We start from the raw sequence: 22,419 nt of genomic DNA on the forward strand, positions 1-22,419 counted from the left end.
CACTTTACGTATTGAAGGTGGATGCGTCGAGTTTGCGCAAGTTTTCTTCCACCTGTTGCGCAATCCTTTGACATATCCGTACTTCGCTTTCCTATGTGTGGCATTTTAGGATATTACAAGGCTGGTGGATTTCGGAAAGAAGACATCTTGCATGCGCAACGCGCTTTGCAGGCGCTCAATCACCGCGGCCCAGACGGCGAAGGCATCTGTCTCATCGACAGCCATACAGGCAAGTCATGGACGTATCAGACCAAGGATACCCCAAGCGATATCGTCACGGATTTAAACGCCGAATCATACCCCGAAGGCAGTGCCGACCTCTTGCTCGCCCAACGGCGCCTGAGCATTTTTGACTTGTCGAGTCGTGGATATCAGCCGATGCGCGACCAAAAAGGCAACGTCATTGTTTTCAATGGCGAGGTTTACAACTGGTATGAGCTGCGCGACGAGTTAAAAACCCGGGCCCACAAGTTTACCACGGAGTCAGATACCGAGGTTGTGCTCGCAGCCTACCGGCAATGGGGTCCCGAATGCGTACAACGCTTCAATGGCATGTGGTCGATGATCATTTGGGATGCCATTCAGCAGCGCGTTTTCGTGGCCAATGACCGCATTGGCATCAAACAGCTCTACCAATGGGGCAATGCCGAGGAATGGATGCTTGCCTCCGAAATCAAGGCGATTCGCACCCTTCCTCATGGCCCCAAAGCACTTGATGCCGCCACCGTGGACTTTTTCTTGAAATACGGGCAAATCGATTTGACGATGCAAACGGTCTTGCGCGATGTGCAACGGTTTGCTCCAAGTCATTTTGTAAAGGCTAGAGTCCAAGAATTGCCGACCGCACCCAAGCAGCGATTCTGGGATTTTCCAACCACGGGCATTCGCAAGATCAGCTTGGAGGATGCAACGCAGGAACTCCGGAGTTTGCTCGATGACTCCATCCGACTGCGGATGCGCACCGATGTCCCTTGGGGGACCACCCTTTCAGGCGGACTCGACAGCAGCAGCATTGTTTATGCTGCCTACAAACTGCACCTCAAGCTTGGAAAAACCGAACCCATCCACACATTTACAGCAATTTTCCCGGGCAAGGATGGGGACGAATCGGCCTTTGTACGCTTCATTGAGGGTGAATTGGGTCTTGATGCAAAGTACACCAATCCCCTGGAAAATTTTGATTTTGAGGACTTTGAGCGCTTCATGTACCACCAGGATCAACCCGTTGTCAGCACCTCGATGTATGCACAATGGGCAGTCATGAAAGCGGTGGGGCAGACCGATGTGACGGTATTGCTGGATGGTCAAGGCGGCGACGAACTGTTTGGCGGCTACCATCACCATTTTTACAAATATGCCCGCGCTTTGATGCTCCAAGGCAAAGTCAATGCCTCCAACCAACTGGTCGATGAGTACAGTTTGCTCAAAGGCTGGGATGCCAAAACGGTCAAAAAGACGGTTCGCGACGATGTAAAATTATATCTGAAACTCAAGTTGGGCAGCAAACTCCCCGGACCACCACAAATCACGGCTTGGAATGCAGCGGCATCCCTCTCAGATGTGCTCAAACTGGATTTGAGTTCGTTTATCATGCCTAGCTTGTTGCGTTACGAAGACCGCAACTCGATGGCATTTGGAATTGAGGCACGTTTGCCGTTTCTCGATTACCGCATCGTGGAGTTTGCCATGACGATTCCTGACGAATACAAAATCCGGGAGGGCTGGCAGAAGTTCATTCTTCGCAAGGCTATGCCTGATCTGCCTGAAAAAATTCGCTATCGTAAGGACAAAAAAGGTTTTACGACGCCGCACGAGGAATGGATCATGGAATTCCGCAGCCGATTTGAGGGCTATGCTCAAGCCGCGTTGGAGGGTGGCGCGGTCAATCCATGGCCAACAAAATCACTTGCGCAACTAGACAGCAAGCAGCTTTTCCGCTTGGCAAGTCTCGGCGCATGGATGATGAGGGTCTGAGCGCAAGATCAGGCGCTTTTCCGAACGTATTTCGTAAGAATCACGATTTTCTGGCCTTCGACGCGGCCTTCGATTTGCTCGGCATTGTCGTGGACGAGCGTGATGTTGCGTACCGCAGTGCCGCGTTTGGCAGTGAAATTGGCACCTTTGACATCGAGACTCTGCGTGAGAATCACGGTGTCGCCCGCTTGCAAAATGGCTCCGAAGGCATCTTTGTGAACGGTCACTTCTTCCTTTTCGTCGAGTTCTGCTTGGGCCCAAGCGAGTGTTGCCTCGTCGAGGTAAAGCATGTCGATCAGGTCTCCCGACCAACCCTGCGGACGCAGGAAATCGAGCATGCGGTAGGCGACGACCTGCACAGCCGGAACCGTGCTCCACATGCTGTCATTGAGGCAACGCCAATGGTTGGCATCGATTTTTTCAGGTTCCAACAACTGCGTGCGACAAGTGGCACAGGCCCAAATGCAGTCGTCAGCGCTTTCCCCGGATTTGGGTGCGACCACGAAGGCATCCAAATGGTCTTTTGCGCCACACAATTCGCAGGCGGATCCGCTGCGCTCTTCCAATGTTTTCTCGATACTCATCGTTCAACCAATAAATTCGGGTGCAATATCGGCAATTGAAACGAGACATGCCCGTTTCAAGTTTGGAATGCTCCGTGTCGCGGTGGTAACTTCGTCGCGCGGATTCGCAGGAATCCTTTGATTTTGGATGGAACAACAGCGGAAAAAGGTCTTGTTCATAGCACACCACTTCCCGCCCTTGGGGGGCCCGGGTGTGTACCGTGCGACGCGCTTTGCGCAGCACTTGACCGAGATGGGTTATGAACTCCATGTTCTCACCGTGGCCCTCAGTGACATCAAGGAAGGTGCCTATCCTTCGGATGAATCCATGGAAAAGGCATTGCCCAAAGACCTCAAAATCACCCGCATATCGATCGATTACAACGCCAAGTTGCGTGACAAGCTGGTAAAGCTGCATATCATGCGATTCGTTTGGATGTTGTTTTGGTTCAGGTGGTGGGAGCCGTCTGCACGTTGGCCGCGGCATTGTTTGCAGCCCGCCTTGGACATTATCGACCGGGAAGGGATCGACCTCGTCTGGACGAGTTCGGGGCCATTTGTCGCCACATTGCTCGGGCATCGCCTCAAAAAACGCCGCAAGATCAAATGGGTAGCCGATTTGCGGGACCCTTTTACGGAGGCCTACTTCTGGGTGTGGCCGACCAAATGGCACTGGTTTTTCAGCCGGTGGATGGAAAAGCGCATTTGGGGCAAGGCGGATAAGCTCGTCGTGACCTGCCCGGCGCTCAAGGACCAATATTTGCGACGCGGCGTCACCACAGCCGACAAAATCACCGTGATCACCAATGGATTCTGAAAGCAAATCCATTCTGAAACTGGGATTTGGCGGGACATTGTTCCGGCACCGGCCCGGCATTGACGATCGGCGATCCTTGAGCCGCATGGTCAAGGCGTGGTTTTGGGAATACCGGCCCGACTTCTTCATTCCGACCTCACGCTGTGGTTTTTACCTTTTCCGTGGTGTGGCCAAGTTCAAGGAAAAATATCCCGAATTGGCGGGGCAACTCCAAGTCGAAATCTGGGGAAACATCGATCCGGAAAATCAGCGGCAGGTGAATGCGATGGGCATTCAAGACATCGTGACGATCGAAGGCTACCGCGAGCGTGCGGCTTCGCGCGCAAAGTTGGATGCCTGCGATGCGCTCTTCTTGCCGCTGGAACTCGCAAAAGCAGGTTACAAACCGCTGCTCATTCCAGGAAAAGTCTTCGAATACCTCCAAGCCGGCAAGCCGGTCCTCACCATCGGGCAAGACTCGGATGCGCTCGACATCATGAAAAAGTCAGGTTTGGGCGTCGTTCATGGCCCGGATGATGCAGAAGGTATTGCAGAAAGCCTGCGTCAGTTGATTTTGGACAAGGACATCTTGGCAAGCAAATATGTCGCCGATGCAGAATTTGTGTCGCAATTCGATTTCAAGCACCTCGCTGCGCAACTTGCAGCTGTTTTTGAGGAGGTTTCCGATTCGAAATAGGAAGGAAATTTTGCAGCAGCAACGGGAAAAAGGTTCAACCTGATTATTCGACCTGGAAAATGCGCCTGTCCATCTTGCGATCGCCATTGTCTTCAATCTGATAACGCAAAATGCGCCCATCAGACAAGACCAAACCGAAAAGGTCAAGGCTTTCTCCCCAGACGATTTGGCTCACGCTGCCTTTCAGCGGAATTTCGCCGATGATATAGCCATGATCCAGGTCCTGTCGCACTTGAAAAACGCCCACCGAATCTTCCTTCACGTACACCAATCGCTCATTTGCTACAAACCTCAACTTCTTTACGTTGCCCGAAACAATTCGGACAGAAGCGGCATTTTCTGCAAGTGCCTTGCCGGTTGGCAAAGTGCAGAAAGCATCCTTCGGTAGTACCAATAAGCCAACACAGACAAGGTTCGGCAAAGGCCAAAACGCGTCCTTCTGACTTCCCAAGTTTGCGTCGTAACCTTGCCATCTTGCGAAAAATGACCAACAAATCCTGCCAAATCGAAATAAATCCATCTGACACCTCGCACATTTCACCAGCCCAGACAAAGTCCCAGCTAAACAAAATACCGTTTTCCTGCAGGACACAGTCCTTGCTGCTTCTTAAGCTTCCATCAATTCCGTATCGCTCGAGCTTGACCGTGTCTGCATCGTCGCGGCAGACAATCACCAATTCGTCGCCATCGCACTGGAACACAGCCATCAACTTGGGCAGGCTGGGCAAATTGGCGGCTGTGCGGATCAAAATATCCTTCCCGAACTTGGAATTGGACTCCAAGCACTTTGCCTGACAAGCCTGAGCCTTCTGGTGAGTACAGAAACATCTTGGTTCGGTTGCTGGGTTCTTGCAGGAGCAAGACTTCTTCGCCCTCCCCAATGGCTTCCGGCCAGTGGAAATATTCAACATCGCCGTTCCAATTCCACCGGGCGAGCCAAAGGTGTTTGCCTTCGTGACCCAAGGTGAGATTCTGATCACCAGCCTCTTTTCCCCCATACCAACGAATATTCTTGTTCAGCCGCAAGCTGAAGTCCTTGGATCTACTTCTGGCATTGAAGGCACTCGTAAACCGGCCGATATCCGTACTGACCAGGCTGTCGGGCTTCAGAAACACGTTCAACAGGTGCATCTGTGAGAGATTGCCTTGATTGGCCTGCGCACTCAAAAAACCGTAGGCGATTTCCTTCGCCACTTCACGGGCCTCCGCGCCGCGCAATTGGGGAAACAAATCAGCCAAAATCGCCAGAAAGGTTCCGCGCCGTTCGTAGGCGGTATGTTGATTGTAAAGCCCTTGAATTTGCGTGGCCATGTCCACCGCCGGGACATTCACTTCCTTCAAATACAGGCGCAGACAAGCTTCGCTTTGTTTGAGATCGTGCCAACCCAACAGCAGGGTCACCAAGGTGCGGTCGAGCCGATCCATCTTGGCACGCAGTAACCGTGCAGCCTCCAGATAATCAAGCTGCTCCAAGGCGGCCTCTACGCAGCGCTCATATTGCTCCAGTGCCTTCTTTTCCTTGGACAGCAGGCGGTAGAGGTCACCTGCCTTCTCCCACTGCTTGAGTTCGAGGTAAATGTCGATCGCCTCGAGGTAAAGACCGGCCTTTTCGAGGCATTCTGCGGCGGCTTTTGGGTTTTTGAGATGCTCCTTGTAAATCAATGCCGCTTCGCGGTACATTTTCCCTTGTTGCAAAACGTTGGCGGCGGCCTGGAAATCGTGGAGCAAGTGGGCAAAAATATAGGCCGCTTTGGCAAAATCACCCGCTGCTACGGCTTCATTGGCAGCGTTGCGGTAGCGGTCGCGCAAGGTTTGGTAGCGGCTGGAATCAACATTCCAGGTGCCGGAACTCGTGCCGCCGCTGAATTTGTTCCAGTCATAGCGGGTGTCCCGCTGTTGAAGGTCGCTCCCAGCCTCCCCGGTGCCGCGATTCGCAAAAGGATTGTCCAGGGGAATGGCATATTTCAGCGCCTCATCCAAGTTTCTGTCAAGCATTTCCATGAGGCGGTCAAGGGCATCCATGCGCTTGCCGTCGAGCCCTTTGGTCCTTTCGCCAAGCCAACTCGCAAACTTCGCAAATGCCTTGTAGCCTTCGCCTTCCTCGCCATGCCCCTCGGGGAATTGCTCCATGAGGCCCTTGGTCATCGACAAAGCACCTTTGAAAAGGCCCGATTTGAAGCGATTCACAATGCTGTCGTCGTCCTTGTCTGCACCTGGAATATCGTCCAAGGACTTTCGTTCCTTGCTGCCGCGCAGTTGATCCATGGCCTCCTCCAAACTCGGCTGCGGCACCCGCGCATCTTGCAATGGTGGCACAGGCGCAAATCCCGGGTGGGCATGCCCCCAATTTCCTTGCTTTTCTTCGCCCAATTCGAAGCATTCTACCCAGTCAATACGATCAGAAGCTTCAAATCCCACCATTCCGAGACTAGGATGGTAAAACTGTCGCTCAAAAAGCAGGTTTCGATCGAGTTCGGCGGGAGTAACATCCGGAAACAAAGCGGCCCCCACTGGCAAAACCAACTTTTTGCCCAACAAATAGCAGGGTTGCAGCAAATTTTCAGGGACTGGGCCTGAATAATTCGCAAAAATCACCAGCAATCCCGCAGGATTCCGAGATTTCAGGCTTTCGGGAACAAGATAAGCTTCCAATTGCACCAAAGGAATGCCCCAAGGCTGGATGGTGAGCAGCCATTCGCGCAAATCTGAGCCACGCAAGAAGGCGGCCTGGACCTTCTGCCTGGAAAAATCCTTGTAGATCAGGCGTGTTTTCATCGGTGATTCAGGATGCGTTGAAAAATGGGTTCAAGATACTTCGCCACAAAAGCTTCGATGGTGATTTGTTGGTCCCGGCGATGGTAAAAGAAATAGTGATTCCCGACCCGATCACCGACGGAAGCCCAAGCTGCAGTGGGTTGACCGACAATCGTGGCGATGCTCACTTCCGGCAAACTGGAGTCGCTGCTCCGCAGGTGCAAAAAGCCCCGTGGATCCATGTAGGCAATCGTTCCATCTGCCCAAGTGGTACGTCGCAAGGCGGGTGGTCCACCCGCGTACAATGGCAAAGCCTGCACCTCCGGCTCGGTATGACCGAGCCGGACCGGCCGTTTTTCAGTGTGATTTTGCTGCCAAATCAATTCCCTGTGAAAAGTTTCAGTGATGATGAGACGATTACCATCAAAAATCAAATGACCATCCTCGGTAATCCCGAGGCGCTTGGCCTTGCAAATCGTGCTGTAACCCGAATTGATGACGTTTTTGAGATCCGCCTTGTGAAATTTATAAGACCCCATTGGGTCCAAGCGTTTGACAAAGGAAAAATTGGGGGGCAATTCTTCAATTTGCCCGGATTGGACATCACAACGGAAATTTTTCACCCGCAGTTGACCACTGAAAAACTGGCAATGGACAATGGGTTTCCCATCATCCATACCAAACGAAACGTAGTGGCCCGTTTCAAGATGCGTCAAATCCAAGGTCTGGAGTTCATGCGACGTCAGGTCGTAACGGTGAATTTTCAGGACCTTCTTGGCCCAATCCTGCATCAAAATCAACACAGCGCGCGCCAGCACTTCCTCCTCGATACAGATCAAATCGGCCTCCTCCAAGAATGGCAGAAGCTGCAAAGCACCCATTCCGCCCATTTGCCAAAGCAATACCCGTCGCGAATCGGTGATCACCGCGATGCGAGTGGACGTCAGCTTTCGGGTATTCGTGCTCCGGAGGCGCATCGAGATGGCCGGAAAATGCAATGGCGCTGGAACTTGACCAAAAAAGGCCGGCATCAAGTCGTCCACCGGGCGCTGTGGTTCACGGTCGGATGCCTTTTTGCGCGCCGGAAGGCGAAAAAGCAAGTCTCCGAGGTCAAACATTGCCGAGGAATGCAGTTTGCGACGGCCGCCTTTGATTTCATACAATTCCATTCGTCCGTCGCGTCCCAAGCCGATCAAGACATCCAATTGAGGTTGCAGGGAGGTGACCTTTGCGGCGAATTCAGGCGAATCAAGATTTTCCAAGCCCGTGATAAAAATGACTTCCTTCCCGGCGTGGCCGACCTCGTTGAGGCAATTTTCCAAGGATTCGCTGCAATCCAAATGGGCATCCAACCTGGATAGTGCATCCAACACCCCGGATTTGGCGCTTAAATCGGTCGCAAAATAATTGGTCCCCCCGAGGGAAAATGCCCGCAAAGGCAATCCAACTTCCAAGGTCAATTTGCAAGCAAGTGCCGCCGAAATCGCAAAAACGCGGGGCAAACCCCAAAGCCGCAACGTGGCATCGAGCAGCACGATGCGTTCGCGCTCCACCTTCAAGGGCGGCTCCTCGCGCCGCAGGTACAACGCCTCGTTGTTGGCCAAGCGCGCCATGAGGGTGGAGTCATCCTGCGCCAATTCGCTGAGCAAGAGGCGATCCAAGTTGCCTTTATTGGTGATGTCCGAGACCCCACCGATCGGCATGTCGTTGCTGCCGCGCGCTTGCATCGGAATGTTGAGCGCCGCGACGAGGTGCTGCGCCAAATGCGCAATGCCGCACGTACGGTTGTCTTCCAGCAATTCCTGAATCAGCGACGGTTCGCCTTCAGGCTCGGGCGGCGGCGGGAGCGTTATGTCTGCCGGTTTTGGAATATCCTTCAAACCAGTCCGCACAAACGTATCCAAGGCGAAATAGGTCGGAAACTCCCTGGATGCCCAGATCAACGGTCGCAACGCTTCATTGACATATTCGCCCGTCTCCGAAATCGCAACATGGTTCAGCCAAGGGTCAATTTTGCCTTGTTTGAAGGCGTGGAGCACATCTTTGGTATCCAAAAATGAAACGGCCGCGTGGGCGGGATCATTGTCAGGCAAAATGGCACGCAACAACCATCCACGGTTTTCTTGACTGCGAAATGCTTGGGGCAAATCGTTGATCCGCATGAGCAAATGGCAGATTTCGGGAAATTCCTCCGGCAAAGCCTCTTGAAAGGCTTCTGCAAATTTCAGCAAACGTTCCCTCGTGACGAGCGAATCCTTCAGATTTCCTTTTGCAGCCGCAATCACGAGCAAAATAGATGAAAGCGAAGGCAAACCTTGGTCCTTCAAGGCATCAAGGTAGCCCTCCAATTCTTGCTTGAAACAAAGTGTGCGGCCATCTTGCCAATCAATGGTCTTCCCATCGCTACCCCAGCGCCAAAAAAAGGCTACAGGAGCCTGGAAATATTGGATTCCCAATTGGATGTTTTTGTCTACGGGGATCATGTCGTTTCTAAAGGGGTCTGTCGAATGCCACTGCGACTCGCAGCAACAAACAATGCCAAGGGAATTCGCTGCCACGAGCCGTCTGTGTGGATCATCACCAACGCATCACCCTCAGGATTACATTTCGAAAGTACAATCGGTGCCAAAACGGGGAATTCGAGGACAAATCCTGCAGGCAACAACAGCCCTTCACAGGACCAAAAAGAGGTTCCGGGAATGTTTGGAAGCGGATGGCCCATCACCAGCACGTTTTGATCGCGGTCGGCCACCATTTTCAGGCATTTGATTCGGATTTCTGGTGCGGAATCGACCCAAGATTGAAGATCTATCAGGTTGCAGCGCAACAAAACGGGGTTTTGAACTTGGCTTGACGGTACCAACCGAATTCCGATTCGCTCCGATGATTGTCCAGAAAAGGCCGCTGTGGGCAATTCCAGGGGCAAAAATTGAAGCATCGACGTCCAATCCATTCGCGGGAGGTAGGCAATGGGCGTATGTCCATTTTGAGGGAACAATTGATCATTGTCGCTCAGGATATATCGATGAATCGCTGGCAATTGCCGAATCCGCAGGTCCACATTGCCATCGTCAAGGATACCGCGAATCCAAATTTGATCTGCCCGGACTGCGACACGCAAGCCGGCAATGCAACGCACATGACCCAGGAATTCCTGATCGGCTGCAGCGATTACGACAACTTGCTCTTTCATGAGGACCGCAGGATTTTTTCCCAGAGAGCATTCATTGGACCCTGGACATAAATGCGTTGCGTATCGTTGACGATCCATTCAGATCGTCCATTCAGATAACGAAGGCGATCCTTGATCAAGGAACGCTCGGCGATCGGGGTCTCAGGATTTTCCCAAGCCGCGGTCATTTTGAGCACTTCGCGATGAATTTCGTCTGCGTCGGGGCTTGCACTTTGACTCGCGCGCGGATGCTGATTTTGCTTGTCCGTATCGGCTTCCACGGCAGCGTTGACAATGCTCGAGATCACTTCGCGTTGCTCCTCAGTGTCCCAGATGTAGCGCAGGACCCAGAAATCACTCGGGATGACGTGGTTGCGCTTGCAGAGCAAGGCACTTGCTGCCAAAAGGCGCTGCAATTTGACCGCGCGGCGGTCAGAAACTGCCAGACCGGCGTTGCGCAGTTTTTGGATGAGGCCAATGTAGGCAGGGCGCACCTGCTGCAATTCGACGCCGGAAATCATCAGCTGCAATTGCCGGATGTCGTCTGCCGCGATGGTCGGCAGGTTGTCGCGCATGCGCTTTTCGAGGTTCCAACCCGCATTCAGCACCTTTTCGAGATCTGCCGGATCGACATTGGCGCATTCGGCGCGGATGAGGAAACGGTCGAAGAGGGCTTGGAGGCTTTCGTCTTCGGGGAGGTGATTGCTCGCGCCCACGATCATGAGCGCGGGGAGTGCGCGGGTTTCGCGGCCGCGCCGGAACACGCGCTCGTTGAGCACCATGAGCAAGCTATTGAGAATGGCGCTGTTGGCGTTGAGCAATTCGTCGAGGAACACGAGGTTGGCTTCGGGCAACATGCCTTCGGTGTTCGTGACGAGATCGCCTTCGCGCAAGCGGCGGATGTCAAAGGGGCCGAAGAGCTCGTTGGGCTCGGTGAAGCGGGTGAGCAGGTATTCGAAGGTATGTCCTTCGATCAGTTGCCCCAAAGCGTGCACCATGGCGCTTTTGGCTGTGCCGGGAGGTCCGAGCAGGAACAGGTTTTCGCGTCCCACGAGGCAAATGCCCATGAGGTCGATGATGTCGTCTTTGCCGACAAATGTGCTTTTCAGATGCCTCAGAACCGCATTGAGCTTGTCGATCAGGGGCATTTCCGTATTGGATGAATTTTCCATTTATACTTTGGATTCTTCGAATGTAAGGGGTTCAAAATCTGGCCAAAACAACTTTCCGTGACTGCCGACGGCGGCTTGGATCAGGGCATTGAGTTGCGGAATGCGGGACAATTTCCTGTCGCGTGCCGCGATGACCCGATCTGCATACGCCAATTGCAACCCGGCATGATCCGGTAGCGGGGACATCGATTCGACCGGAATGCCGACCGCCGAAAAAGGCCATTGTGACGCAATTTCCTGCATCTGGACGACAAGCGGATCCGACGGGGAAAGACTGCGGGCAAGGTCATAGACATGTGGCAGATTGCGCAGCAAAAGATCCGCCGAATAAACCGACTCCGGCGTGATTTCGCCTGGGAAGGCTTTCAAATGCAGCGGGATCAATTCAGCGCCAAGATTGCGCAACAAAAGAAACTGCAAGGCACGATACAAATATTCCGCGGCCCAAACGGCGGCTTTTGGTTGATAATCAGGCGCTTTGCGTGGCAGATGAAAAGCATCCCAACGGTGGTAGCTTTCCATCAATGTTTCCACTTGCAAGCGATCGGCTTCCTCAAAATCCGTCAATTCCGGGGCAAGAAGAACATTGCCCTCCTGCAAAAGCGCAGTCACAAACCCCGCAAGCGAGGTAGGGTTCGGATTTGCCGGATCCATGGGGCCTTCTTTCATAATGATAAAACTATTGCTTTTTGGTTTCTGCTGGAAGTAAGGTGCAATGCAAACGATGGATTGTTTTCGGGTGCAAGTTACCAAAGTGTCAGCCTGCGCAAAAGGCCGTTCAAAGCTAGATATTGACCGCTGAAGCTTGAAATTGGTGCGTCCTCCTCCTTCTGATGGAATCTGCAACTGGGCGCAGGTTCAAATGCAAGGAATGTTTACTTTCGAAGGCTTTTCACTTTGCAATGTTCTTTTTTGCTAATTTTCGGCATTGGCCGTCTGAAGTAACCCACTGGCCCTTATGAGCACAATTGGCAGTTTTTCATATCGCTACCGCGTTTTGGTGTTCAACATCTTGTTGGCGGGTCTGATTTTCGGGATTGATCCATACTGGTTCCAACTGATACCTGACCTCAGCAATCTCAATTTTTACTTGGGAGTTGGTCTCATGGTGGCGCTTTTTCTAGAGTTTGCGGGTATTTGGTTCAAGTCAAGGTTGCTGTTTTCTTTTGAAAACTCCATTCATCGGAAGGTTCCGCTATTGTTTGGACTCTCCTTCATTCCGCGTTTGCTCATCAGCGGGGCATTTGCCACCCTCGCATTTGACATCATGGGGGCCTTGGTCATTTCCGATTATTTCCTTTTGCCGATCATTCTTTACGCTACAATGAAGGAATTTGGCGTTCGCTCGATGCTGCTGGACACCGTACGGGAAAAACTTCCTCGCCCGGGTGGAATCAGGGTTTGGATTGGCGACGTGATGCTGTTTGTGTTCATCGCAATGATGTACGCTGCGATTTGGAAGGTCTATCTTTGGGAGAATCAGCACATGATGTATGTGATCATCTCCCCCATCAACTGGGGATTTACAGCTGGAATCTTCTTTTTCATGATTCTTTGTTTGGAAATGCCCTTTTTCTGGGAAGAATACCTGCACAACAAATCTGCTGGTGGCAGATGGTTTTCGATTTTCACCGTACTGCTGCCCACCATAGGCCTGATAGGCCGGTTCCTGCTGATGCGCCTTTCCCACTGAGGCTGTTGTTTGAAATTGCCGATTGCCGCACTTGTAGCAATTCACATTTTTATCCAATTTTAAGGCTTGGTAATAATATCTCTGTTATGAAGAAAATTCTGTCTGCGACAGCCCTTGCCTTATGTCTCTTTGGTAGCCTTGAAGCCCAAAATGTCGGAATCGGCAATGCCGCTCCAACGCAAAAATTGCACGTTTCCGATGCTACACTCCCCAATGCAGCGACGATCCGGGTCAATGGATTGAGTACGACCACCACATTGGCGGCTGGCACTGGACCGATGGCAGTGGTCATTGTAGATGCCAACGGTGTCATGTACCGCGGTGCGACAGCAGGTGCGGGCAATGCCGATGCTTGGTACACGCTTGGGAATCTGGGAACAGTCCCTGCAACAAACTTCATTGGAACACGTGATGCACAAGACTTTGTCACCAAAACTGCGGGTAGTGCGGCTGGCAACGAACGCATGCGTGTGATCGGAGCAGGCGCTACGCCTGGTCAAGTCATTGTCAATAACACGGGGATATTTGCTGGAGATGCATTTTCCGTATACTCCAACAATACAACCAACGGGACTACGCCTTCGATCAGCAACACCATTGGCACATTTGCGATCAATGGATATGCATCGGGCAACGGTACCGGCATCTACGGCGAAGTGGATGGTGGCGCGTCAAGCGCGGGAACCGCTGTTTGGGGCAACCTTTATGGAACCGCAACCACCGCATCAACCACAAGCGAGGGTGTTTGGGGAACCAATGGCACCGCACCTTTGGGTACGGGACTTACAGCCGGTGTCGCAACGGGCGTACGCGGGGAGGCGACCGGCGCCGCCGGGACGGCCTTCACGATGGGTGTGCTGGGTGTCAATTCTGGAACTGCCGGTGCTGCACACGGCGTCTATGGACAAACACAATCGCCTGCCGCGATGGGTGTGTTTGGTGTCAATTTGGATGTCAGCGCTGCGCCGGCACACGGAGTACAAGGGCAGACAGCTGCCCTCGGCAGCGCTGCAGGCGTTCGAGGATTCAACAGTGCGACTGCAATCGGAACCGGACAAAACGGTTTTGGCGTGCGTGGTAGCGCAAATGCTGCACCCACCGGTACCGGGTTTGTAATGGGCGTCCGTGGGGACTGCAGTGGAGCCTCCGGCGCCACTTATGGTGTCTATGGCCAATCAGCTTCAGCCACAGGGTTTGGCATGGATGCCGTGAATACCAATCTCTCGGGAACAGGTCTTTTGGTTGTCGGAAACAACGCAGGTGGAACCTACCTCGGTACTGGAACAGGCACAGCTGTCAATGGCGCAGGAATCGGCGAATTTGCCATCGCAAAAACGCCTGCAAGCGGGATTGGCGTGGTAGCCATCGGCAACAACTTGACGGGATCGATCTTCACGCCTGCCTCCGGCTGCGGCATTGCCGCGACGGGTGCCCAATATGGTGTCATGGGCTTTGCGACGACGACCGTCAATACCAACGGTAGCTCAAGTTCGGGCACCAACGGCGCAGCTGCCTCCGCAGGTGGCTATTTTGAGGTCGATGCCGCGGCAGTGCCGCAGACTTGGGCCTATGTCGGCGTACGTGACAATGGCGGCGTCCTTAGGAAAATCATCGGCCCTGGAACCGTGAACACGATTGTTCCCGACCTCCAAGGCAACCGCGTGGCACTCAGCTGCCCTGAAGCACCCGAAAACCTTTTCCAAGACTACGGCCAAGGCCAACTCGTCAACGGACGCGCCCATATCGCAATCGATCCGATCTTTGCACGCAACATCGTCGTGAATGCACAGCACCCACTTCGCGTTTTTGTGCAGCTCGAAGGCAATTGCCAAGGTGTATTCGTCGAAAACAAGACTGGAAGCAGCTTCGATGTCACTGAACTCAACGGCGGTACATCGAATACCCCCTTCAGCTATACAATTGTGGCCAACCGTGCCGACGAAACGCTCCCTGACGGAACCATTTCAAGGTATTCAGACGAGCGCTTTGCGCCTGCGCCAGGTCCGCAAGCAAAAACAGTGGCTGTGCCGCTCACGGAAAATGAAGCTACCCGTAGTCTCGCCGACGAAGCACCCTCCGCAATTCCCGCGACACTTCAGAAATCAGAGCCGAGTGTGAAAATGGTTCGGTCAGCACAGAAATAATTGAAGTTCTGGATATCGCAGGGTCGGCCCCGGGGGAACCTCCTCGGGGCCGACCCTGTTTTGGGACTCGGCAAATGCGGTTTCTGCAGCGATTTTGCCAACTTCCTCAAGAATTCGCTACCTTTCCTTTTCAATCAATTGAAGATGTCCACGATGCTTGTCCGCCTTTTTTCCTTTGTGCTGTTTTTGGGGATATGTCTGGGAATTGATGCCCAAACCCCAGCAAACCTCACCGTGCAAGTACATGCTACGGTGCAAAATGGACCGCCGAGCATCACGTTACATTGGCCGCAAGACCCCAATGCGACCACGTACAGCATATTCCGCAAAGCAAAAACGGCAGTGGGTTGGACGACTTCCTTGGGAACTGTTGCAGGCACAGACACGACGTTTACAGACAATACCGCTCTCCTTGGCGAAAGCTGGGAATACAGGATTCTGAAATCCGCATCGGGTTACAATGGGCAAGGCTATTGCTATGCCGGCATCGAAAAGCCTTCACAGGATTATTTCGGGAAGCTTCTGTTGGTCGTGGACACCACTTTTGCCACAGGACTGGCATCCGAATTGGCAAGATTGGAGGAAGATTTGTGGGGGGACGGCTGGCAGGTGATTCGCATCGCGGTGGATCGCAACGATTCAGTCCCCAATGTTAAAGCAAGGATTCAAAACGAATGGCTTGCAGATCCCGCGAATGTGCGTTCGGTGTTTTTATTCGGCCATGTGCCCGTTCCCTATTCCGGAAATTTAAATCCTGATGGGCATCCAGACCACCAAGGTGCTTGGCCTGCCGACGTATACTATGGCGAAATGAACGGTGCTTGGACCGACAATACGGTCAACAACATCAATGCCGCAAGACCACAAAACCGCAATACATTGGGTGACGGGAAGTTTGACAATTCGATCATCCCTGGGGATGTGGAACTGGAAGTGGGTCGGGTGGATTTTGCCAACATGCCTGCTTTTGTTGAAGGTGAAGAGGCGCTTTTGCGGCGATACTTGGAAAAAGACCATGCTTGGCGCATGAAAGCCTTCACTGTTGCCGATTCGGGAGTGGTGGACGACAACTTCGGATTCTTTGGCGGCGAGGCTTTTGCGACGAGTGGATGGCGGAATATGGCGCCCTTGATCGGTTCCAATCATACGTATGCAGGGGATTTTCGCACGGATTTATCTGCGCGCGACCACCTCTGGGCCTATGGATGCGGCGGAGGATGGTATCAAGGCGCAGGCGGGGTCGGATCAACAACGGATTTTGCAGGGGACAGCTTGCGTGGCGTTTTTTCGATGATATTCGGATCGTATCATGGCGATTGGGACAGCGACGACAACTTCATGCGTGCAGCTTTGGCGAGCAAGGGGCATATTTTGAGCTGTGCCTGGGCCGGTCGCCCCAATTGGCATTTTCAACACATGGGACTTGGCGAACCCATTGGCAATTCGGCGCGGGTGACCCAAAACAACTTCAGTACTTATCTGACGGGATACGGAGCAAGAAACATTCATATTGCCCTGATGGGTGACCCTAGCCTGCGGATGCATGTTTGTGCGCCGCCGAGCAATCTTTCCATCCAACTTGTAAATGGAGGGAATTCGCATGAACTGACCTGGACGGCTTCTCCCGATCCGATTTTGGGATACGCCATTTTCAGGCAAGACACAACGGATGGACGCTATTGGCGCATCGGTCAAGTGGCTGCGAATGCGACAACTTTCACAGATTCCTGCAAACAGGCTGGCGATTACCGCTACATGGTCCGTGCCGAAGAACTGCGAATGGGCTACAGTGGTTCCTATTACAATTTGAGCCAAGGAGTTTTGGGATCGATCACCAATACAAGCAACTATTCAGCGCAGGTCAACCTGGCCTCTCCGCAGGTATTTTGCCCCGGAGACAGCATTTCCGTTCCCTATTCAACGGTCACGGATTTTTGCGCTGGCAATGTCTTTTCCGTCGAATTGTCAGACAGCAATGGCAATTTCGGTATCGCAACCACGATCGGCCAACTGAATGGTGTGAGTGCGGGAACCATTGCTTGCTGGATTCCTGCGAATACCCCTCCTGCCCTGGGTTACCGCATTCGCATCGTCAGCAGCTCTCCGTCGATCATCGGCAATGACAATGGCGGGGATTTGGAAGTTTTGGGTATCCCCAGCGCCAATTTCACCTATTCGCAGTCCAATCTGACCTTTTCCTTCACCAATTCCTCCGTTGGCGCATCTGCCCAAACATGGTATTTTGGAGATGGGGATTCGAGTTCGCAGGCCTCCCCCACGCATACGTACGCGACGGATGGCAGCTACACGATCCAATTGATCAGCTCGAACGCTTGCGGAAGTGATACCTCCGAAATCACCACGACGGTTGTCGGAATCTCTGATTTGCAATTGCAAACGCTTGAAATTTCGCCAAATCCCGCCGGGAATTGGTTTGAGATCCGACTTGAAGGAACGGCCCAAGGACCCGTGGCACTTCGCATTTGGGACATGTTGGGAAATGAAATGTTGTCCCAAACAATGAATTCATCTTCTCTTCGAATTGAAACCGGCAATTGGCCCCGCGGGATGTACATCATCGAGGTCACCCAACGAAATCAATCACCCACCTAGCACACCAAGGGTTGGGTTCCTGATGACCTCTTATCAGTAACATTGGTAGTGAAACCATTGATGCCTTGGTTCCGGTTGAATCTGAAAGTACCTCCATCAAAATTGGGATTCCACTGCCCGTCCTTGGAGTTTTTTCACATCGTAGGAGGTAGGAATTCGCAGTCTCAACCTCAATCATGGTTCTCCACTTTCACAAAAAAGGTGCGCGTATCGATTTTCCGCCAAACAACAAATTTGGCTCAATTCTAAAAGCACAGAATATGAAAAGGTTGATTCCAGTAATGATACTTTGCGCGGGACTTTTTGCCTGCGAAAACACCGCAACATCCACCGATGCGGGCGAAAAGCATGGCGAACTCGTGGCAACCGACTCCACCAAGGAGGCTGCAGCCGAAGAGGCCACGGAAAATTTTCCTGATCCAGACGCGGTCGGCACTTTTGGTGCAGCGGTCACCGCAGAAGGTGCCATTGCATCGGCTGATTTGCTGGGCAAACTCAAAAAAACCGATTCGATCCGCATCAAAGTCAAAGGCAACATCAATTCCTGCTGCCAAGCCAAAGGTTGCTGGATGACAATGCCATTGACCGCTGACAGGGAAATGACCGTTAAATTCAAGGATTACGGATTTTTCGTTCCCAAAAACGCTGCCGGCAAAGCCGCTGTGGTCGATGGCTGGGCCTACCGCGAGATGGTTTCCGTGGACGAATTGAAACACTTTGCAGAAGATGCCGGCGAACCGGCCGAGGAAATCGCCAAAATCACCAAGCCTGAGGAGCGCATCACCTTCATGGCCGATGGCGTTTTGATCGAACCTTCCGCAGAAGGCGCACACTGATTAGCTTTTCTCAATTATCTAAGTACCCCTTTTCCGACAGGACAATGGTCAAAACTGAAGAATTTCTGACCCAACTTGGTTTGGGTGATCAAAACCCTTGCTGGCTCACCGGCCTTGAAACCGGCCATGCCGCGAGCGGCGCATACACAGCCATCCATTCACCCGCCGACGGCCGCCTGCTCGGAAGCGTACAAATGGCAGGCACCACCGAATACGAATCGGTGATCGCGCAAGCAGAATCAGCCTATTTGCAATGGCGCATGGTTCCAGCCCCCAAACGCGGCGAAATCGTGCGTCAAATGGGCGATGCACTGCGTGCACACAAAGAGGCACTCGGCAAATTGGTGACCATGGAAATGGGCAAAATTTACCAAGAAGGCCTGGGCGAAGTGCAGGAAATGATCGACATCTGCGACTTTGCCGTCGGTTTGAGCCGCCAATTGTATGGTTTGACCATGCACAGCGAGCGCCCGATGCACCGCATGTACGAGCAATGGCATCCACTTGGTGTCGTCGGCATCATTTCAGCCTTCAACTTTCCAGTCGCTGTTTGGGCTTGGAATTCCATGTTGGCTGCGGTTTGTGGGAACGTTTCGATCTGGAAACCCAGCGAAAAAACCCCGCTGACGGCGATCGCCTGCATCCACATCATCCAAGATGTGTTGCGCAAGAACAATTTGCCCGAAGGCATCATGAGCGTGATCGTGGGCGACCGCGTGATCGGCGAGGCCATGTCACATGACAAGCGCGTTGCGCTCGTGTCCGCAACCGGCAGCACCCGCATGGGCAAGGCTGTGGCTCAAGCTGTTGCGGCACGCCTTGGCAAATCCCTCCTCGAACTCGGCGGCAACAACGCCATCATCATCACCCCCAACGCGAACCTGAAATTGGCCATTCCGGCTGTGGTGTTTGGTTCCGTGGGCACCTGCGGACAACGCTGCACCTCTACACGTCGCCTCATCATCCATGAGAGCATGTACGAGGCGGTGAAGGAAAGTTTGGTCAAGGCCTATGGTTCGCTGAAGGCAAAAATCGGGCATCCATTGGAGAAAAACACGCTGATCGGGCCATTGATCGACCGTCATGCGGTTTCGATGATGCAACATCGCCTGGAAGTCGTGCAAAACGAAGGTGGCGTCGTGTTGTTTGGCGGCGAAGTGCTGGGTGGCGAAGGTTTTGAGACCGGAACTTATGTGGTTCCAGCCATTGTGGAGGCTAAAAACGCATTCGAATCGGTCCAAGAGGAAACTTTTGCTCCGATTTTGTATTTGCTCAAGTACAAAACGATCGAAGAAGCCATTGCGATGCACAACGACGTGCCGCAAGGCTTGAGTTCGGCGATCTTCAGCGAAAACATGAAGGAAATCGAGCTGTTCCTGAGCGCAAAAGGCAGCGACTGCGGCATCGCCAATGCCAACATCGGCACAAGCGGCGCTGAAATCGGCGGTGCATTCGGTGGCGAAAAGGAAACAGGCGGTGGCCGTGAATCCGGCTCCGATGCTTGGAAGGCCTATATGCGTCGCCAAACCAATACCTTGAACTGGTCCGAGGACCTGCCATTGGCACAAGGCATCGTATTTGACATCTGATTTCCCAAGAAAGGAAACCAATTTATCAGCAGCCGGGCAATTTGTCCGGCTGTTGCTTTTTTGAGATATTGCAATGGCAGCAAGTTCAGTTGCTGTTTTTTCGACGAATCACTTCAACCAAATTTCAAGGTCGCCGTATTTGCTTGAACCTTCTTTTTCCTGCTAAGACAATTTCATTTACATGCGAAAACTGCTACTCCTGACATTGGGCCTGTTGGCCGCCACTCCCACCTTTGCAAAGAAAATCACCTACGCCGAATGGGTCAATTATTCCCAGGCGGTCATGTCGCTCACGATTTTGCTCTTGATTGCAATCGTCGGCACAATGGCCTTGCGCTGGACCTATAAAAACCGCTACCTGACCGGTGGTGGCAAGGCGTCCTTCCGGAAATATGCCTGGCAAAACCCGCTGGTTAAACTGGGGATTTTTGTGGCCGTGATCGTGATGACGGTCAACCTTCTGCTTCCAAATCCATTCAGCAGCAAGTCCTTGCATGACATAGGGGAGATTTCCAAATTGCGAAAGATGCCTCAAATGGCTGAAGAGGCTTACCGAAGGCTAGCAGAGGAGTATCCCGGCCTCCCAAAATACCACTTCGAATACCTCGCCGCCCATTATCAACGCGAAGACTGGGCATTGGAAAGCGGAGAGGTGGATGCAAACATCGACCCAAGTGTAGAGGATCCCAAGCGTTATTACATCCGGCTGGGCAATGAAAAAAATCCACGCTTGCAAGACATGTCCAGGCTGGGCCTTGGGATTGCGAGTTATTATACCAAGCAGACCACATTTGCCATGGCACAGTTGAGTGCCATCACGGATGAAAACGTGCCTTACCGCCATCTGTTCATGGGCCGCATTCACCTCGGCTGGCGCGAACTCGACTCCGCGGAGTACCATTTCAGGAAGGAAATTGCCTTGGGTGAAGCGACTGACCTCACGGTCAATGACATGGCTTGGATGATGTATTATCAGCAACCGGATTCCTTTGACAAAATGCAGCGGCTGATCACCGACAGCACCTTGCATTCCTACGTTCCGCAGAGGCTCAAACGCTACCTCTACACCAAAAAATCAGAAATCGTGCCCTACATGAAGGTCATCGTGGGCGATTGGTGGGTCAACATTCAGTGGATTGGGCTGTTGGGGGCCTTGATGGGAACAATTTTGTGGATGCTGTTTTTGCGCAAGTTGGACCCCAACCGGCAGGAGCCTTGGCTTTTGCTGCTGGGAACCTTCACGGGAGGTGCCATTTTTGCCTTTTTCGCGTTGGTACTCTACGATTTTGTCCACTTCGAATTGGGCTTCTACAATGATGGAAGCTCTTTCTTCCATGATTTTGCCTACTGCGTCTTTGGAATCGGAGCGATTGAGGAACTCGTCAAAATCATCCCGTTTTTGCTCGTGCTTCAATTCAGCAAGCGGCTCGACAAGCCGATTAACTACCTCTTGTATGCCTCCGCTTCGGCAATGGGATTCGCATTCGTAGAGAACCTCATGTATTTTGACGAAAGCCATGTGGGCATCATGCACGGGCGTATCCTGCTCTGTGTGGTATTTCACATGTTCGCGACCTCGACCATTGCCTTTGCGATGATGCTTGGCAAATTCAAATACCGCAAAATGCAGCTTCCACTGTTTTTGGTAGGTTATTTGATCGCATCATTTTACCATGGATTTTACGACTTCTGGCTCATCAGCGAATCCGTAGGGCCCTTTGTTTTCCTTACTTACGCATTTTTCATCTATGCCACCTTTCAATATGCAGCCTACCTCAACAATGGACTCAACCATACAAACGTTTCCAAGGGGCAAGTGGTCCTGAATCCTTCCAAACTGGCAAGCTTTCTCACAGTCGGATTAATCGCGGTGTTGCTCTTTGAATACTTCGGATTGAGCTTGGTCTATGGGCCAAGTATTGGAAATTATTCCTTGCTGAATTCGTTGGGAATGGGCAGTTTCCTGATGTTTTTTGTTGTGCTGAACCTCACAAATATCGATGTGGTGCAAGGCGAATGGATTTGGCTGCGGCTTTGGGACTTTGGTTCCCGCGTGCACCACAATCGTGCATTGGGCATGCGCCTTCAATTGATTCCGAAAACGAGTGACAGCCTGCTTGCCCCTTTGCTCCCGGTTCAAGGTGAAGTCATTTCACGCATTTCACTGAATGGCGACAACCGCTATTTCCTGTTTAAGTTTGATCAACCGATTGCCTTAAAAAGTCAGAGTCTGGAATACGTATTGTTGCGGGCCAAAAAAGACGGTGAAATTCCAGAGCCGAAACAAGGCGTAGAAGCCATGGTCATTGCATTTCGGGACAAAGAGGCCTTGTCGCGCAAGGCCAAGCGCAAATCTGATTTCCAGCATATCGACAATGTTTTCATCAGCTAGTCGCTAGCGAACGGTTGCATTGTG

Annotated in this window: 16 protein-coding genes; 9 read left to right on the forward strand and 7 right to left on the reverse strand. The window is 52.4% G+C overall.

The annotated features are described in order from the left end of the window. Positions 1–93: 93 nt before the first annotated feature. Positions 94–1,974, forward strand: a complete 1,881-nt coding sequence (gene asnB, locus IPN95_20055; GenBank protein MBK9451661.1) for an asparagine synthase (glutamine-hydrolyzing) — start codon at positions 94–96, stop codon at positions 1,972–1,974. An 8-nt stretch (positions 1,975–1,982) separates the two neighbouring features. Here asnB and IPN95_20060 read toward each other — a convergent pair whose 3' ends face one another. Next, the gene (locus IPN95_20060; protein ID MBK9451662.1) at positions 1,983–2,558 is read right to left on the reverse strand and encodes a PhnA domain-containing protein; all 576 of its coding nucleotides are present in this window, start codon (positions 2,556–2,558) and stop codon (positions 1,983–1,985) included. A gap of 127 nt (positions 2,559–2,685) precedes the next feature. On the opposite strand from IPN95_20060, the gene IPN95_20065 reads away from it, so the two are divergent. Together IPN95_20065 and IPN95_20070 are read left to right on the forward strand one after the other, a co-directional pair. Continuing rightward, the gene (locus IPN95_20065; protein ID MBK9451663.1) at positions 2,686–3,354 is read left to right on the forward strand and encodes a glycosyltransferase; all 669 of its coding nucleotides are present in this window, start codon (positions 2,686–2,688) and stop codon (positions 3,352–3,354) included. Beyond that, positions 3,344–4,030: a glycosyltransferase gene (locus IPN95_20070; protein ID MBK9451664.1), complete on the forward strand. Its 687-nt coding sequence runs from the start codon at positions 3,344–3,346 to the stop codon at positions 4,028–4,030. The genes IPN95_20065 and IPN95_20070 overlap by 11 nt, the downstream gene beginning before the upstream one ends. Positions 4,031–4,073: 43 nt before the next feature. Here IPN95_20070 and IPN95_20075 read toward each other — a convergent pair whose 3' ends face one another. The 6 genes from IPN95_20075 to IPN95_20100 form a co-directional block, all read right to left on the reverse strand. Further along, the gene (locus IPN95_20075; GenBank protein MBK9451665.1) at positions 4,074–4,325 is read right to left on the reverse strand and encodes a hypothetical protein; all 252 of its coding nucleotides are present in this window, start codon (positions 4,323–4,325) and stop codon (positions 4,074–4,076) included. A gap of 323 nt (positions 4,326–4,648) precedes the next feature. Then, positions 4,649–6,805: a hypothetical protein gene (locus tag IPN95_20080; protein MBK9451666.1), complete on the reverse strand. Its 2,157-nt coding sequence runs from the start codon at positions 6,803–6,805 to the stop codon at positions 4,649–4,651. Continuing rightward, positions 6,802–9,267 (reverse strand): hypothetical protein, encoded by a 2,466-nt coding sequence (locus IPN95_20085; GenBank protein ID MBK9451667.1) that lies wholly within the window; start codon positions 9,265–9,267, stop codon positions 6,802–6,804. Before IPN95_20085 ends, IPN95_20080 begins: the two co-directional genes overlap by 4 nt. Further along, the gene (locus IPN95_20090; GenBank protein ID MBK9451668.1) at positions 9,264–9,977 is read right to left on the reverse strand and encodes a hypothetical protein; all 714 of its coding nucleotides are present in this window, start codon (positions 9,975–9,977) and stop codon (positions 9,264–9,266) included. Before IPN95_20090 ends, IPN95_20085 begins: the two co-directional genes overlap by 4 nt. Further along, positions 9,974–11,128, reverse strand: coding sequence for an AAA family ATPase (locus IPN95_20095; GenBank protein ID MBK9451669.1), 1,155 nt, complete (start codon positions 11,126–11,128; stop codon positions 9,974–9,976). The genes IPN95_20090 and IPN95_20095 overlap by 4 nt, the downstream gene beginning before the upstream one ends. Beyond that, positions 11,129–11,797 (reverse strand): hypothetical protein, encoded by a 669-nt coding sequence (locus IPN95_20100; GenBank protein ID MBK9451670.1) that lies wholly within the window; start codon positions 11,795–11,797, stop codon positions 11,129–11,131. A gap of 289 nt (positions 11,798–12,086) precedes the next feature. Here IPN95_20100 and IPN95_20105 point away from each other — a divergent pair, with 289 nt between their 5' ends. From IPN95_20105 to IPN95_20130, 6 genes are all read left to right on the forward strand, one after another. Next, positions 12,087–12,821, forward strand: coding sequence for a hypothetical protein (locus tag IPN95_20105; GenBank protein MBK9451671.1), 735 nt, complete (start codon positions 12,087–12,089; stop codon positions 12,819–12,821). An 86-nt stretch (positions 12,822–12,907) separates the two neighbouring features. Beyond that, positions 12,908–14,965 (forward strand): hypothetical protein, encoded by a 2,058-nt coding sequence (locus tag IPN95_20110; GenBank protein MBK9451672.1) that lies wholly within the window; start codon positions 12,908–12,910, stop codon positions 14,963–14,965. A 144-nt stretch (positions 14,966–15,109) separates the two neighbouring features. After that, entirely contained in the window at positions 15,110–17,578 is a 2,469-nt protein-coding gene (locus tag IPN95_20115; GenBank protein ID MBK9451673.1) for a T9SS type A sorting domain-containing protein, read from the forward strand. Positions 17,579–17,838: 260 nt separating this feature from the next. After that, entirely contained in the window at positions 17,839–18,414 is a 576-nt protein-coding gene (locus IPN95_20120) for a DUF4920 domain-containing protein (GenBank protein MBK9451674.1), read from the forward strand. A gap of 44 nt (positions 18,415–18,458) precedes the next feature. Next, positions 18,459–20,003, forward strand: a complete 1,545-nt coding sequence (locus IPN95_20125; protein MBK9451675.1) for an aldehyde dehydrogenase family protein — start codon at positions 18,459–18,461, stop codon at positions 20,001–20,003. A 181-nt stretch (positions 20,004–20,184) separates the two neighbouring features. After that, positions 20,185–22,395, forward strand: coding sequence for a PrsW family intramembrane metalloprotease (locus IPN95_20130; protein MBK9451676.1), 2,211 nt, complete (start codon positions 20,185–20,187; stop codon positions 22,393–22,395). Positions 22,396–22,419 lie beyond the last annotated feature (24 nt).

Source organism: Bacteroidota bacterium (genome assembly GCA_016718825.1).
Classification (GTDB): domain Bacteria; phylum Bacteroidota; class Bacteroidia; order J057; family JADKCL01; genus JADKCL01.